At 63.3% G+C, this 13,673-nt stretch carries 13 protein-coding genes and 1 pseudogene; 7 read left to right on the forward strand and 7 right to left on the reverse strand.

Annotated elements, in window-relative coordinates:
* Position 1 precedes the first annotated feature (1 nt).
* The 3 genes and pseudogenes from EJ076_RS07465 (at position 2) to EJ076_RS07475 (ending at position 3,511) form a co-directional block, all read left to right on the forward strand.
* Positions 2 to 2,388, forward strand: a pseudogene (locus EJ076_RS07465) (polysaccharide biosynthesis tyrosine autokinase).
* A 437-nt stretch (positions 2,389 to 2,825) separates the two neighbouring features.
* Positions 2,826 to 3,155 (forward strand): PadR family transcriptional regulator, encoded by a 330-nt coding sequence (locus EJ076_RS07470; protein ID WP_126067457.1) that lies wholly within the window; start codon positions 2,826 to 2,828, stop codon positions 3,153 to 3,155.
* Positions 3,156 to 3,157: 2 nt separating this feature from the next.
* Positions 3,158 to 3,511 carry a DUF1048 domain-containing protein gene (locus EJ076_RS07475; protein WP_126067458.1) on the forward strand — a complete coding sequence of 118 codons (354 nt, stop codon included), beginning with the start codon at positions 3,158 to 3,160 and terminating at the stop codon, positions 3,509 to 3,511.
* 47 nt (positions 3,512 to 3,558) lie between these two features.
* Here the strand turns inward: EJ076_RS07475 and EJ076_RS07480 are convergent, their stop codons facing one another.
* Together EJ076_RS07480 and EJ076_RS07485 are read right to left on the reverse strand one after the other, a co-directional pair.
* Complete coding sequence (locus tag EJ076_RS07480; protein WP_126067459.1) at positions 3,559 to 4,641, reverse strand: acyltransferase; 1,083 nt, start codon at positions 4,639 to 4,641, stop codon at positions 3,559 to 3,561.
* Between the two features lie 115 nt (positions 4,642 to 4,756).
* The gene (locus tag EJ076_RS07485) at positions 4,757 to 6,664 is read right to left on the reverse strand and encodes a propionyl-CoA synthetase (RefSeq protein ID WP_126067460.1); all 1,908 of its coding nucleotides are present in this window, start codon (positions 6,662 to 6,664) and stop codon (positions 4,757 to 4,759) included.
* Positions 6,665 to 6,726: 62 nt separating this feature from the next.
* Here EJ076_RS07485 and EJ076_RS07490 point away from each other — a divergent pair, with 62 nt between their 5' ends.
* The 4 genes from EJ076_RS07490 to EJ076_RS07505 all read left to right on the forward strand — a co-directional run bounded on the left by EJ076_RS07490 (position 6,727) and on the right by EJ076_RS07505 (position 9,179).
* Entirely contained in the window at positions 6,727 to 7,014 is a 288-nt protein-coding gene (locus EJ076_RS07490) for a DUF2259 domain-containing protein (protein ID WP_281039071.1), read from the forward strand.
* A 452-nt stretch (positions 7,015 to 7,466) separates the two neighbouring features.
* Complete coding sequence (locus EJ076_RS07495; RefSeq protein WP_126067461.1) at positions 7,467 to 7,751, forward strand: PqqD family protein; 285 nt, start codon at positions 7,467 to 7,469, stop codon at positions 7,749 to 7,751.
* Between the two features lie 19 nt (positions 7,752 to 7,770).
* Positions 7,771 to 8,205, forward strand: a complete 435-nt coding sequence (locus tag EJ076_RS07500) for a lasso peptide biosynthesis B2 protein (RefSeq protein ID WP_109665988.1) — start codon at positions 7,771 to 7,773, stop codon at positions 8,203 to 8,205.
* Positions 8,202 to 9,179, forward strand: coding sequence for a serine kinase (locus EJ076_RS07505; protein WP_126067462.1), 978 nt, complete (start codon positions 8,202 to 8,204; stop codon positions 9,177 to 9,179). The genes EJ076_RS07500 and EJ076_RS07505 overlap by 4 nt, the downstream gene beginning before the upstream one ends.
* A gap of 7 nt (positions 9,180 to 9,186) precedes the next feature.
* On the opposite strand, the gene EJ076_RS07510 is transcribed toward EJ076_RS07505, so the two are convergent.
* From EJ076_RS07510 to EJ076_RS07530, 5 genes are all read right to left on the reverse strand, one after another.
* Positions 9,187 to 10,209, reverse strand: coding sequence for a nucleotidyltransferase family protein (locus EJ076_RS07510; RefSeq protein ID WP_126067463.1), 1,023 nt, complete (start codon positions 10,207 to 10,209; stop codon positions 9,187 to 9,189).
* Between the two features lie 70 nt (positions 10,210 to 10,279).
* Entirely contained in the window at positions 10,280 to 11,266 is a 987-nt protein-coding gene (dhaK, locus tag EJ076_RS07515; protein WP_126067464.1) for a dihydroxyacetone kinase subunit DhaK, read from the reverse strand.
* A 95-nt stretch (positions 11,267 to 11,361) separates the two neighbouring features.
* A complete protein-coding gene (locus EJ076_RS07520) occupies positions 11,362 to 11,784 on the reverse strand; it encodes a hypothetical protein (RefSeq protein WP_126067465.1) in 423 nt (140 codons plus the stop codon).
* A gap of 11 nt (positions 11,785 to 11,795) precedes the next feature.
* A complete protein-coding gene (gene ptsP / locus EJ076_RS07525; protein WP_126067466.1) occupies positions 11,796 to 13,382 on the reverse strand; it encodes a phosphoenolpyruvate--protein phosphotransferase in 1,587 nt (528 codons plus the stop codon).
* Positions 13,366 to 13,668 (reverse strand): HPr family phosphocarrier protein, encoded by a 303-nt coding sequence (locus EJ076_RS07530; RefSeq protein ID WP_109666002.1) that lies wholly within the window; start codon positions 13,666 to 13,668, stop codon positions 13,366 to 13,368. The genes ptsP and EJ076_RS07530 overlap by 17 nt, the downstream gene beginning before the upstream one ends.
* Positions 13,669 to 13,673: the final 5 nt, after the last annotated feature.

Here is a 13,673-nt window from a genome sequence, read left to right on the forward strand (position 1 = left end):
GATGAATTATGCCAACTTTCCTCTCGACAAGAGGATGCCATTGCCGAATTCCAACGCAGGAGACGGCGAAGACTTCATCGATATCGAGCGGCTGCTTGGCATGGCCGCACGGCAGGCCAAGGTGGTTGCCGTGTGTGCTGTCATCGGTGTCTTTCTGGGTCTGCTCTATCTGCAGACGACGCCGCCCAAATATCAGTCGGTCGCGAGTGTGCTGATCGACGAAGGCTTGAACAAGATTGTCGATGATATCTCGGCGGCGTCGACAACCATGCAGACCGATTCCGCCATCCTGAGCCAGATCGAGATCCTGACCTCGACGCGGCTTGCCGCCGTGGTCGTCGACAAGCTGAAGCTCGACCAGAACGATGCGTTCATGAATCCGCCCGTATCGGCTCTGGCGAAGGGCGTCGGCATGGTCAGGAGCGTGATCCAGTATGTCCGCCCCAGCCCTTCCATGCCGGGGGGGCCGACTTCAGCAAGCTCGACCCGGCCGCCCGTGACGCGCTGATCGCCACATCGCGTCGCGACTATGCGATCCTCAAGCTGCAGAACGAGATCCAGGCTGAGCGCACCGGCCGAAGCTATGTCATCGCGCTCGGCTACCAGGCCACGGATCCGGCCTTGGCAAACGCCATCACCAAGGCTTATGCCGACGCCTATCTCGCCGATCAGCTCGACGCCAGCTTCGATGCCACCGAACGGGCTGCGGTCTGGCTGCAGGGCCGGTTGACCGAACTGCGCCAGAGCTCGCAGGCAGCATCGCTGGCGGTCGAGAAATTCAGGGCCGAGCACGGGTTGGCTGCCAACAGCGATGGCCAGTTGATGAGCGACAAGCAGCTCTCCGATCTCAACGCCCAGCTCATCGTGGCGCAGGCCGATACCGCGCGTGCCAGCGCCCGCTACCAGCAGTACAAGGCGATTGTCGACAGCGGCTCCGACAACGCCTTCAAGGATGCCGCCATATCGAGCGACCAGCCGAGCAGTTCGGTCATCGCGGCGCTCAAGACCCGCTATCTCACGGTGGCCAAGCGGCTGCAGGACGTCGAGGCGAATTTCGGCCCCGAGCATCCGCAGGCGGTGGCGCTTGCCAAGGAGAAGGCCGACATATCGACGCAGATTTTCGGCGAACTGAAGCAGCTGACCGAGAGCTATCGCAACGAATATGAGGTAGCGCTGGCGCGCGAGACCGCGCTCAGGGCCAATGTCGCGGCCGCACAAGGCAAGAGTTCCGTTGACAACCAGACGCAAGTCAAGCTGCGTGAACTCGATCAGCAGGCGACGGCGCTCACCACGCTCTATCAGACATTCCTCGGCCGCTACGAAGAAGCTGCGCAGCAGCAATCCTTCCCGGTCGGCAAGATCCGCATCATCTCGGACGCTTCGATGCCGATGGCTGCGTCAAGCCCGCGCACAATCGTCGTGCTCGGACTTTCGCTGGTTCTTGGCATGCTGATGGGCGCCGGCTTCGGCGGCCTGAACGAGTTCAACGAACGGTTCTTCAGGACCGGCGAGGATGTGCGCGACCGCGTCGGCCTGAAATTCCTCGGCTATCTGCCGGCGATCGGCGGCAAGCTCGGCAAGGAAGAAAAGCCTGGTGAGACCCAGGTGGATGCCAAGACCGCCAAATCGCTGTCGGCCGCGGAAAAACGGGCGCGCATGCGGGTCAGCATCGATTCGCCTGCCTCGATGTTCTCCGAAACGCTGCGCAGCGCCAAGATTGCCTTCGACGTCGTCCTGGAGGGGCAAGGCAGCCGCGTCATCGGCGTCATCTCGGTGCTTCCCGGCGAGGGCAAGTCGACGGTCGCGGCCAATCTCGCCGGCCTGCTTGCCGCCAACGGCGCCAAGACGCTGCTGATCGATGGCGACCTGCGCAATCCCGGCCTCAGCCGAGGCCTTGGCATGGAAGCCGAGCAAGGCTTGATGGAAGCGGTGGTCAACGGCCAGACCTGGCAGTCCGTCGGCAAGATCGACCGGCAGACGAAGCTGGCGATCATCCCGGCGGTGCTGCGCGGGCACTTTTCGCATACCAGCGAACTTCTCTCCTCGGCCGGCATGCGGCGTTTCATCGAGAACGCCAAGGAGACGTTCGAATACATCGTCGTCGATCTGCCGCCGCTCGGGCCGGTGGTCGATGCCAAGGCCTTCGCGCCGCTGGTCGACGGTTTTGTGCTGGTCACCGAATGGGGGCGCACGCCGCGCGCGATGGTCAGGTCGATGCTGGAATCCGAACCCTATGTCGCCAACAAGATCGTCGGCGCGGTGCTGAACAAGGTCGATTTGAAGAAGCTGGCCAAATACGGATCGTTCGGCGGCTCCGAGAAATTCTTCGACAAATACTCGAGCTACTATCTGGAAAAGTCGGAAGTGCGCGGCAAGGCGCCGGTCTGATATAGGCCATTGCCCAAGCCCGTAATCGATTTCCGTGCCTGTCGGCGGTTCGGATCGTTGTCGGACAGCCGCTCAGGAAAATAAGGCGCTGTTTTTCCGTCCGCATTGCTGCGACGCCAAGCGGTTCCGCTTGGCAGCAAAAATGCTCTAAGTTCTTGATGTCGCCTGTCTGGCGTGTGAATGCTGGGACCTTGCGGCTTTTGCCGGTCCCGCAAAAGACCAACACCATCAACAAGGTGGCCCCATCGGGTCCTGGTCTTTTATCCCGCCATCGATTTTAGCCCGTCTTCTCTCCGTTCCACCGTCGCTGATGGTCTTGCGGTTCCTGCCGTTTGGGCGAGAGCCGACACCTCTCTCGACGCCGCAGGGTTGACAGCCGCTATTCAGTGTTGCTATATACCAGTAGTTGGCATCGCTAAGTAGATGGAAGGTGTTGCATGAGCAAGCAGATGACGGAGATGCTCAAGGGCACGCTGGAGGGCATCATTCTGGCGATCCTGTCCGTGCAGCCGGCGTACGGCTATGAGATCACGGCACGGTTGCGGGAGCAGGGTTTCTCCGACATTGCCGAGGGCACGGTCTACGCCCTGCTCGTCAGGAACGAGCAAAAGGGCCTCGTCGATGTGGAGAAGATCCCGTCCCAGATGGGGCCGCCGCGCAAGGTGTATTCGCTCAACGCTCGGGGGCAGGGATATCTCGAAGAGTTCTGGAGGACGTGGAGCTTCCTCGCGGAACGGCTGGAACAGCTCCACAAAGGAAGGAAATAGACATGACCACAGGGTGGATCGAGCAGATCGCAGGGTCGATCGAGCACAAGAGGCGCTACCGGCAGTACAAGGCGCGCACGCAACAGCTTCCCGCGACCTATCGCGCAGCGATCGAGGCGCTGGATCGGTACCTGATGTACTTCGGGGCGATAACGAAAGGAGACACCCTGGTGTCGATGCTGGAGGATCTCGCGGATCTCTTCGAGCAGAGCGCGGCGAACGGAACCCCGATCCGCGCTGTCGTCGGGGAGAACCCTGTGGAGTTCGCCGAGGCGTTTCTCCAAAACTACTCGGAGGGTCAGTGGATCAACAAGGAGCGGAAACGGTTAGCCGACGCCATCGATCATGTCGCCTGAGGCAATCGCGGCAGGGCATCGCAGCTTGCCGTTGCGATGCTTCGCGGCTACGCCGCCTTGAGCCGATAGCGGAAAACGGTGTGGTCGAGCAGAAGCCGGATGCGTGGCTCGGCCTCGGTCGCCACCAGCCAGCTTGCCGCGATCATCGTCGCGCCGACGACCACCATCGAGACGAGATGCGGCAGCCCGGCGCGGACCAGGACGCCGAGCAGGGCCGCGCCGACGACATCGTGGAGCAGGTAGAGCGGATAGGTCATCAGTCCGATCCGGCGCCAGCCGCTCCAGGACAGGTCGAGCCGCAGCGACCACGCCATCAGCGCGATGGCGGCGAGGAAGATGAGGATCGGCGGTGCGAACGGCATCTCTCGCCCGACCTTCAGGATATGAACGTCGACCGAACTGGCGATCTGCAGCACGCCGCCGCAAAGGAACAGGGCGCAGAAGGCAAGGCGAGCCGTCGTCATCGCCTTGAAGCGCATCAGCCACAGCATGACGCCGGTGGCGAAGAAAACGCCATGATGCACCAGAAGCAGGTCGAGCGTGCGTGTTTCGGCGAGATCGGCCCAGTCGAGCGGGTAATACAGGCACCAGAACAGCGTGCTGACCAAACCGATGGCGATGGCCACCATTTCCATCTGATGGAAGCGGCCAAGCCTGAGCAGGATCCAGACGATGGCATAGAAGGCGATCTCGATGCCGAGCGTCCAGTAGACGCTGTCCACCCACGGCGCATAGGGGGCGAACAGGCCGGTGCGGACGAGCCTGATGACGGCATCTGTCGGCCAGCTGAGGCCGACGATCAAAAGCACGACAGCGGTGACCGGTGCACAGATCCACACCGCCGGCGCCAGCCGTTTCACCCTTGCTTCGAAAAACCGCAAAGGCGTCGACCTTTCGGCGCTGAAGGCGATGACGAAGCCGCTGATGACGAAGAAAATCTGGACGCCGACCCAGCCGGATTCGACCCAGGCGCCTATTGCCGGCTGCGGAGGAACGCCGCCCGTGGCGCGCGCCGAAACGCCGTCCGGATACGCCCACACCCAGAAGCCATAGTGGTAAACCATGACCATGACGGCGGCGAGAAACCGCAGGATGTCGACGCCGCCAAATGTAATCTTCTGCTGAGCCATGCGACCTTGTCGATGGCCCCCCGCGAAAGACTGTAGGGTGCATTGCTGCGTTGCACAATAAAAGATTGCTCGTCGATCCGAAAAGCCGCCTCGGCAAGCCAATCCCTTCAGCGGCTCAAGGGCCGATTCCGCGCTCCTTCAGGACCGCGGTGATCTCGTCGAGGATGATCGGATCGTCGATCGTCGCCGGCATTGCCCATTCTTCCTTGTCGGCGATCTTCTGCATGGTGCCGCGCAGGATCTTGCCCGAGCGTGTCTTGGGCAGGCGTTTGATCGTCACCACCATCTTGAAGGCGGCGACCGGGCCGATGCGTTCGCGCACCAGGCCGACCACTTCGTTCTCGATCAGGCCGACGTCGCGCGTTACACCCGCATTCAGCACCACGAAGCCAAGCGGAACCTGGCCCTTCATGGCGTCGGCAATGCCGATGACCGCGCATTCGGCGACATCGGGATGGGCTGAAAGCACCTCCTCCATGGCGCCGGTCGACAGCCGGTGCCCGGCGACATTGATGATGTCGTCGGTGCGGGCCATGACGTAGAGATAGCCGTCCTCGTCGACCATGCCGGCATCCGCCGTTTTGTAGAAACCGGGGAACTCGTCGAGATAGGCTTGGCGGAACCGCGCATCGGCATTCCATAGCGTCGGCAGGCAGCCGGCCGGCAGCGGCAGCTTGACCACCACATTGCCCAGCGTGCCGCGCGGCTGTTCGTGGCCGGCATCGTCGAGCACGCGGATGTCGTAGCCGGGCATCGGCACGCCGGGCGAGCCGTATTTCACCGGCAGCAGGCCAAGGCCGGCGGGATTGATCGTCATCGGCGAGCCGGTCTCTGTCTGCCACCAATGGTCGACCACCGGCACATCAAGCTTCTGCTCCGCCCATTTGATGGTTTCCGGGTCGGCGCGCTCGCCGGCAAGGAACAGCGTGCGGAATTTCGACAAATCGTATTTCGCAATGAACTCGCCCTTCGGGTCCTGCCCCTTGATGGCGCGGAACGCGGTCGGTGCGGTGAACAGGGCGACGACGCCATGCTCCGATATCACCCGCCAATAGGTGCCGGCATCGGGCGTGCCAACAGGCTTGCCCTCGAACAGGATGCTGGTGCAGCCATGCAGCAGCGGCCCGTAGACGATGTAGGAATGGCCGACCACCCAGCCGACATCGGATGCCGCCCAGAACACCTCGCCCGGCTTGACGCCGAACTCGTTTTCCATCGTCCATTTCAGCGCGACCATGTGGCCGCCATTGTCGCGCACGATGCCCTTGGGCTGGCCGGTCGTGCCCGATGTGTAGATGATGTAGAGCGGGTCGGTGGCAAGCACCGGCACGCAGTCGACATTGGCGCCGGCCGCCCGTTCACGGGCGACGGCATCGGCGTAGTCGATGTCGAAACGCTCCTTCAGTTCGCAGCGCAACTGGTCGCGTTGCAGGATCAGGCAGGCGTCCGGCTTGTGCCGGGAGATCTCGATCGCCTTGTCGAGCAGCGGCTTGTAGGCGACGACGCGGCCCGGCTCGAGGCCGCAGGATGCCGAAATGATCAACTTCGGCTTGGCGTCGTCGATGCGGGTGGCAAGCTCATGCGAGGCAAAGCCGCCGAAGACCACCGAATGCACGGCGCCGATGCGGGCGCAGGCCAGCATGGCGATGGCCGCCTCTGCCACCATCGGCATGTAGATGATCACGCGGTCGCCCTTGCCGATGCCGCGGTTCTTCAGCACCGAGGTGAGTGCAACCACCTCGCGCTTGAGTTCGGCATAGGTGAATTTCCTGACCGCTCCGGTGATGGCGCTGTCATGGATCAGCGCGATCTGGTCGGCGCGCCCGCCGGCGACGTGGCGGTCGATGGCATTGTAGCAGGTGTTGCAGGTGGCGCCGGTAAACCAGCGGCCATAGACACCGGCCGTGGTATCGAACACCTTGTCCCAGGGCGAATACCAGTCGATGGCGCCGGCCGCGTCCGCCCAGAATTGTTCCGGGTCGCGTTTCCAGCTGTCATAGACTTCGTGATAGCGTGAAGCCATCCGTATCCTCCCCAGGAATGATTTTCCTCCCTCCAGATAGCGCGCTCTAACCTTGGCCGCAAATAGACGCCAGCACGAGTGATTGTTCGGCGAGTTTCGATACGACGCAGCAAGGCGTTACATCCGGCAAGGCGCTCGGCTTTCGGCTGACGCTGCAAGGGCAGGGCCAGCACGAGGACAAGACGGTGCCGGGCTCAAGAAACTGCCCGACCTCCTATAGCCTGTCGGAATCCTACGAGTTCACCCTGGCCGGCAAGCCGGCGGTGATTGTCGTGCTGGTGCAGCGTTTCAGTCAGGGCTTTGAGGGGCGCGATCGCTGCTTCCTTGCCGTCACCGGGCAGCCGCGCTGACAGGGGCACGCCAGGCGCCCTGACAGCCAGCATCGGTTCGATCTGCAGCTTGTCTAGATCGGCAGGGCCACAAGCATGAGGCCAATGCCGCCAGCGATCAAAATAGCTGTCGCCAGCGCTTTTCTGTGACGTTCGAAGCTCGTCGGAGCCCGTTCCCAATTGTAACGCATACGCTATCTCCCCAACACCCAGGCAGGTTTTACCTTACTTAAGGGAAGAAAAGCAACGGCCCAGCCGACCCGCTCAGTTGCTTGCCTCCTCGCGCTGACGACTATTTCTGGGACGATTCCGGCTGGGAACAGCCAGCCGTGCTGTTTTTCGCGACTTGGCGAGGGCGTATCGGAACGCATCGCCGCACGAGCCTGCCGCCGGTCCCATGATCGGCTGATAGACAGCGTTCCCTCACCGCGCTATCTGAATTCCGGGTTTTGCATGGCTTGGTGGGGTTCGTGATGGAAATTGCCTCTGGAACGGTTCTGCGGTTGGCGGAAGACGCTTCGGTCCAGCATGTCGGCGATGGCGCCGTCGTGCTTTTGGCGCGCAGCGGCCAGCTTTACACGTGCAACGGCACGACCGAAGCCTTTCTCGACAAGGTGGACGGCGCGCGCAACCTCGACCAGATCGTCGACCTGCTTTGCGAGGAGTTCGAGGTCGACAAGGGCACGCTCGACCAGGACATCGCGGCACTGGCCACGGATCTGGTCTCGGAAGGTATCCTCGCCACGCCAGGTGCTTGATGGCTAAAGGTATCGCCTGATGGCCGACGGTCCTCTCCTGCGCGCTTTGTTTCGCTGCCATCTCTGGGCAAGCGCGCGGCTGATGCCGGTCCTGGTCGCCAACCGCAGCTTCGAGGACGTGCTCAAATGGGCGCCACTCACCTCGTCGACGCCCTATCGCGGCTTGCCGTCCCCCTACATCGTCGCCGCCCTCAACCGCACCGTGCGTCATCCCTGGCTGATGCGCGACCGCAGGTGCCTGAGAGAGGGGCTGCTCGGTCATCGTTTCCTGCGCCTTGCTGGTTTCGACCCGGACCTGCGCTTCGGCGTCGACCCGAAGTCGATGCAGGCGCCACGCATGTCGGCGCATTGCTGGGTCTGCCTCGATGGCAGGCCGGTGGTCAGCGACAGCCTTCCCGGCATGGTCGAGATCTACCGTCACCATGCCGATGCCACAAAGGTGCGCCCCGCTTGACCAGACCTTCAGCGTGCTATGGCCTCAACGGCCAGATCCTCGGCATATCAGCCGAGCGCCCCGAGCTATGGCGGGATTTCGACAGGATGCTGGCCGGCTTGCGTATCGCGGAACCGGTCGAGCCGGACTTTCGTCTTGGCATCACCGAAACAGAGACCCTGGACGAGACACCCCACGGATCGCTCGTCTTCGATGGCGATGTACCGGAGGATGGCTCCTGCCGGATGATCGAGGACGGCGGCACCATCCATCTCGTCTTTCCCGGGCGTCAGACCGTTGCGATCAATGGCAGGGAGGGTTCGGCCGAACTCCGGGTCCGCCCCGGTGCGAAAGCCGCCTGGACGCCGTCGATGCTGGTCCTCGACGCCGCGCTCGACGCCGGTGGCCAGCATATGCTGCACACCGCGGGCCTGACGTTGCCGGACAGCGACGCGGTGGTGCTGATCCATGCCCCGAGCGGCACCGGCAAGACCACGACGTCGCTGGCGCTGGCAACACAAGGCTTTGGCCTCTGCTCCGACGATGCCATGATCGTGAATGTCGCTTCGGGCAAGGTCGTGGCCTGGGGTTTGCCGCGCGCCGTCAAGATCCATCAGAAGACTGCGCAGATGATCCCGCGGGTGGCTCCATGCCTTGGCCAGACCTGGGATCGCAACGGCGAGCAGCCCGTCTCGCTTGAAAAGCTGGCCGGGATCATGCGGGTCGAAAACGCGTCCGCCCGGCCGGTGGCGGCCCTTCTGCACCTGGCACGCTCCGCCGACAGCCAGACACGGCTCGTCGCCATGGCCAGGACCGACGCAATGGTGGCGCTGGCAGTGGACAATGTCCGCACGGGCATGACGGGACTGCTGCCGATGCAAAAACGCAGGTTGGCGACCATCGCCGGGCTGGTCAATTCGGTGCCGACATTCCGGTTGGAGGTGGGCGCGCGCCCGGCCGACGCGGCGGCGCTGATCCGCGCCGCTCTGGATTGAAGTCAAGTCAAGCAATCTGCGGCCTGGCCCTAGCCAATCTCTGGATCCACCGGAAGGCGTCGCGGCGCAGGCGCGAACCAAGCTTGTCCCTGGAATTGACGCTGAGCAGCGTATTCGTGGTGATCAACCGCCTGGCCAGCCGTATCGAGAGATCGGGTTTGATCCGGCTGGCGAGTTGAAGCGCGCGGCTCTCGTCGAACAACTGGCCGGTCACGTTTAGCACAACAGCCAGTTCGAGCTCGATGCCGGCCATGCGGGCAGCCTCGAGCAGGCGTCTTTCCGCTTCGGGTGACTGCAGCGCCCGCACCCCTTGCAGCACGTCGACGCAAAGCTGCAATCGGTGGAATTTATGGCCGCCGGCGGCGTGCACGATGGCGATCGTCAGAAGGGCTGCCGGCGTGTCTGTCGCTTCGCCGTCGATGGCGCGTAATTCCTGGAAACCCAGCGACAGGCGCCGCCGCATGCCGGTGTCATGCACCAGATCCCCGTGCAGTTCGACCAGCAGGCTCGAATTCTCCTTTTCGAGCCATTTGAACTCCTGCAGTTCGTAGGATTCGGCCTCGTTGCTGCCAAGTTCGAAGCCGCATGCCGCGATCACCCGGTTGGCCCGCGCCAGATTGGCGGGCTCGACCAGGATGTCGATGTCGGTGAACGGCCTGTCGGCGACGTTGCGGTAGAGCTTTCGCGCGAAGACCGGTCCCTTGACGATCCGCGCTGGAACATTGTCCGCCGCCAGTCCCTTCATGATGCGGTCGCCATGGTACTGCAGCAGCATCGACTGGCCGGTGGCGATCGTCGCTTTCTGGCGCAGATATTCCAGTCTGTTCCGCAGCCCTGCGCCCCTCGGCAGCTGCGTGTCGCCGCGCTCCTGCAGCTTGCGCAGCATGATCGGCAGGATGCCGTGAAATTCGGCATTGTCCAGCAGCGCCGACAAGGTCTTTGCCGACAAATCTTCCCCGACTGCCGCCGCCTCGGGATCGGCATAGTGCAGCAGCAGTCTTTCTTCAGCGTTGGTGAGAGATGGCAGCATCAACCCGGACAAACGTTTTGGATAAGGGATTGTCAGGGATGGTTGCAGAAAAGCCGGGTGTAAGCCAGCTTTACATGCCCCAGCGCAGCGCCGCCGTGTGTACCGGCGCGTCCCAGTATGCGGTCGTCTCGTCGTCGAGCATGGTGAGTGTGATCGAGCAGCCGGCCATGTCGAGCGAGGTGACGTAGGAGCCGACCAGCGAACGGGTCACCGTCACGCCGTGCGTCTCGAAGATCGCCCGGGCGCTGTTGTACATCAGATAGAGTTCCATCAGCGGCGTGCCGCCGAAGCCATTGACGAACAGCAGTGCCGGGCCTTTTGCCTTGTCGCCGAGATCGCCCAGGATCGCGGCGCAGATCTCCTGCGCGATAGCATCGGCGCTTTTCAACGTGTCGCGTCGGCGGCCGGGCTCGCCATGGATGCCGACGCCGAACTCCATCTCGCCGTCGCCGATGTCGAAAGTCGGCTTGCCCGCCGCTGGCACGGTACAACTGGTCAGCGCCACGCCCATCGAGCGGGTAGCCGTGTTGACGCGGTCGCCCAGCGCCTTCAAAGGCGCCAGCGCCAGGCCATGTTCTGCCGCCGCGCCGACGATCTTTTCCACCACCAGCGTTCCGGCGACGCCGCGCCGGCCCGTCGTATAGGAAGAATTCTCGACGGCGACATCGTCATTGGTCACAATCTGCTGGACGCCTTCTGACATCTCGGCCGCCATGTCGAAATTCATCACGTCGCCCTCATAGTTCTTGACGATGAACAGGCTGCCGGCCCCGGTGTCGACGGCTTCCGCCGCTGCCAGCATCTGGTCCGGCGTCGGCGAGGTGAACACCTGGCCGGGGCAGGCGGCATCCAGCATGCCGTGGCCGACAAAGCCGCCATGCAGCGGCTCGTGACCGGAGCCGCCGCCGGAGATCAGCGCCACCTTGCCCGGCCGTAAGGTCTTGCGGCGGATGAATTTGTGCTCGTCGCCAAGCACGAGGATGTCGGCATGGGCAGCCACGAAACCGTCGAGGCTCTCCGTCAGCACCGTGTCCACCGAGTTCATAAATTTCTTCACGGCCGTCTCCTCCCGAAATAGGCCTGACATCGAAGCAATTCCAGGAAAGGTGTGTAACGGTTTTCCGTCCGGAATTGCGTACAAACTCCAAAGGGTCAGCCACCCTTGCCGGTTATGCTGGTGATCTTCTGGATGAAGTCGTTCACCGCCCTGTCGAGCGCGGCGTTCTGTTTGTCGTCGCCGAAATCCGGCACGATCAGCGAGACATGCCGCGTCTTGCGCATGCCTGATGCGATCGACATCTTGCCTGGATGCGCCTGGTGATAGGCAGCGAGAAACTGGTCGCGCTCGGCCGGGCTGAAATGGCACACCGAAAAGATAGCCGGCAAATGTTTTGACGGAATCGGGATCGAATAGGCCGGGCTGGAAATCTGCGTGACGAAGCTGCGGTGCTTGCCGAGCGCATCGGCCAGGCGCTGGCGCATGCCGGATGGGCGCTGGTCGATGACGTGCGACAGGATCGTCTTGTAGGCGCGGATCGCCTCTTCGGAACCGGGTTCGGGTGTCCTGTCGACCATGCCAGCCGCGCCTAGACGGAAATGTCCGCGATGGCCGCCTTGGCCATGGCGAGTTGCGCCGGCGCGACGGAAAGATCACGCAGGCCGGCCTCGAGCAGTGACGGGATCGAGGCTGGATCGCCGCCGGCATCGCCGCACAGGCTGACCGGGATCTCTTCCCGCTGGCCAAACGCGGTCACGGCAGCGATCAGCCGCAGCACAGCCGGATGACGGACCGAATTGAGATGGGCCACGGCAGCGTTGTCGCGGGCTGCCGCCATGACATACTGGGTGAGGTCATTGGAGCCGATCGAGAAGAAGGCGGCCTCGGCAAAGGCTTCCGGCACGATCGCCACCGAAGGCACCTCGACCATGATGCCAAGCGGCGGCATCTTGTGAACGATGCCGCGCGTGGCAAGCACCGCCTGCTCCTCGGCGAACATCGCCGCTGCCTGTCTGTATTCCTCCACAACGGCGATCATCGGAAACATCACTTTCAGACTGCCGGAGACGGCGGCGCGCAGCAGCGCCCGGATCTGTACACGAAACACCTCCGGTCTTGCCAGCGACAGCCTGATCCCGCGCAGGCCGAGGAACGGATTGCCTTCCGCGACCGTGAAGCCCGGCACCGGCTTGTCGCCGCCGGCATCGACGGTGCGGATCGTCACCGGCTTGTCGCCGGCCCACTCCAGCACCTTGCGATAGGCGCGATACTGCGTCTCTTCGTCAGGCAGCGTCTTGCCGAACAGGAATTCGGTACGCATCAGCCCGACACCGTCGCAGGTCGCGATGTCGATGCCGTCGACGTCGGACGGGTCGGCGATGTTGACCTGCACGCGCACCGCCGTGCCGGCCTTGGTCACTGCCGGCCGCGCCAGGAACGTTCCAGCCCGGTCGCGGCGCGCCCAGAATGATGAGGACGATTGGCGAAAGGCAGCGATTTCGACCTTGGAGGGGGACAGCACGATGCCGCCATGTTCGGCGTCGAGCAGCGCTGTGCCGGCTAGATGAGCCAGCGAAGCGCCCAACCCGACAACCATCGGCACGCCGCGCGAACGCGCCAGCATCGCGACGTGGCTCGCCGTGCTGCCCGCCTTCAGCGCGATGCCTCCACCACAACTCCAGTCGGTTTCGAAAAAGCGCGTCGGCGCGATGTCCTCGCCATAGAGGATGGCACCGGGTGGCGCCTGGACGTCGCTATCTTCGGACAGCGCCCGCAGCACCTGGTCCCTGATGTCGCGGATGTCGGCGGCACGCGCGCGGAAATAATCCTGCTCCGAAGCATCGTAGCCGGCGATTTCAGCGTCAAGCGCCTGCCGCCAGGCCTTGTCGGCTGGCAGGCCGGTGCGGATCGCGGCAAAGGCCGGGTTGCTTAGCGCATTATCCCCCAGCATGGCGATCTGGAACTCGAGAATGTCGGCGGCATCGCCGACAGCCATTTCGATCAATACGGTGAGGCGGCTCGCCGCGACGGCGATTGCGGTTTCGAGCGCGGCCTTCTCGTCGTCGGCTGTTCCTTTGCCGACATAGGGTACGGCAGTCTGGTCGAGGTCGAACAGCGGACCCTCGGCATAGCCGGCCGAGGCCGAAATGCCTTGCAGCCTAAGCGGTCCGGACATGGTCCGCGCCTTCGTCGAAATCGCGCCGCACCAGCTCGACCAGCGCGTCGACGGCATCGTTGGCACCGTCGCCGCTGGCCCTGATGTGCAGCACCGTACCTTTCGGCGCCTTGGCCGCCATCACCTTGACGATGCTTTTGGCGTCGAACCATGGTCCGTTGGCGGCAAGCGCGATTTCCACCTCGGCGGCAAAGGTCTTGGCCAGCTTGGTGAACTTCACCGAAGGACGCGCGTGCAGGCCCACATCGTGGGTGATCACAACGGTCGCTTCGGCGGATGCGGACATGTCTT

It is taken from the genome of Mesorhizobium sp. M7D.F.Ca.US.005.01.1.1, from assembly GCF_003952545.1.
In the GTDB taxonomy this organism is placed as follows: Bacteria; Pseudomonadota; Alphaproteobacteria; order Rhizobiales; family Rhizobiaceae; genus Mesorhizobium; species Mesorhizobium loti.

Coding starts and splice junctions, on each gene's coding strand:
- EJ076_RS07470 (WP_126067457.1), top strand. CDS start 2,826: ATGAGCAAGCAGATGACGGAGATGCTCAAGGGCACGCTGGAGGGCATC.
- EJ076_RS07475 (WP_126067458.1), top strand. CDS start 3,158: ATGACCACAGGGTGGATCGAGCAGATCGCAGGGTCGATCGAGCACAAG.
- EJ076_RS07480 (WP_126067459.1), bottom strand. CDS start 4,641: ATGGCTCAGCAGAAGATTACATTTGGCGGCGTCGACATCCTGCGGTTT.
- EJ076_RS07485 (WP_126067460.1), bottom strand. CDS start 6,664: ATGGCTTCACGCTATCACGAAGTCTATGACAGCTGGAAACGCGACCCG.
- EJ076_RS07495 (WP_126067461.1), top strand. CDS start 7,467: ATGGAAATTGCCTCTGGAACGGTTCTGCGGTTGGCGGAAGACGCTTCG.
- EJ076_RS07500 (WP_109665988.1), top strand. CDS start 7,771: ATGGCCGACGGTCCTCTCCTGCGCGCTTTGTTTCGCTGCCATCTCTGG.
- EJ076_RS07510 (WP_126067463.1), bottom strand. CDS start 10,209: ATGCTGCCATCTCTCACCAACGCTGAAGAAAGACTGCTGCTGCACTAT.
- EJ076_RS07520 (WP_126067465.1), bottom strand. CDS start 11,784: ATGGTCGACAGGACACCCGAACCCGGTTCCGAAGAGGCGATCCGCGCC.
- ptsP (WP_126067466.1), bottom strand. CDS start 13,382: ATGTCCGGACCGCTTAGGCTGCAAGGCATTTCGGCCTCGGCCGGCTAT.
- EJ076_RS07530 (WP_109666002.1), bottom strand. CDS start 13,668: ATGTCCGCATCCGCCGAAGCGACCGTTGTGATCACCCACGATGTGGGC.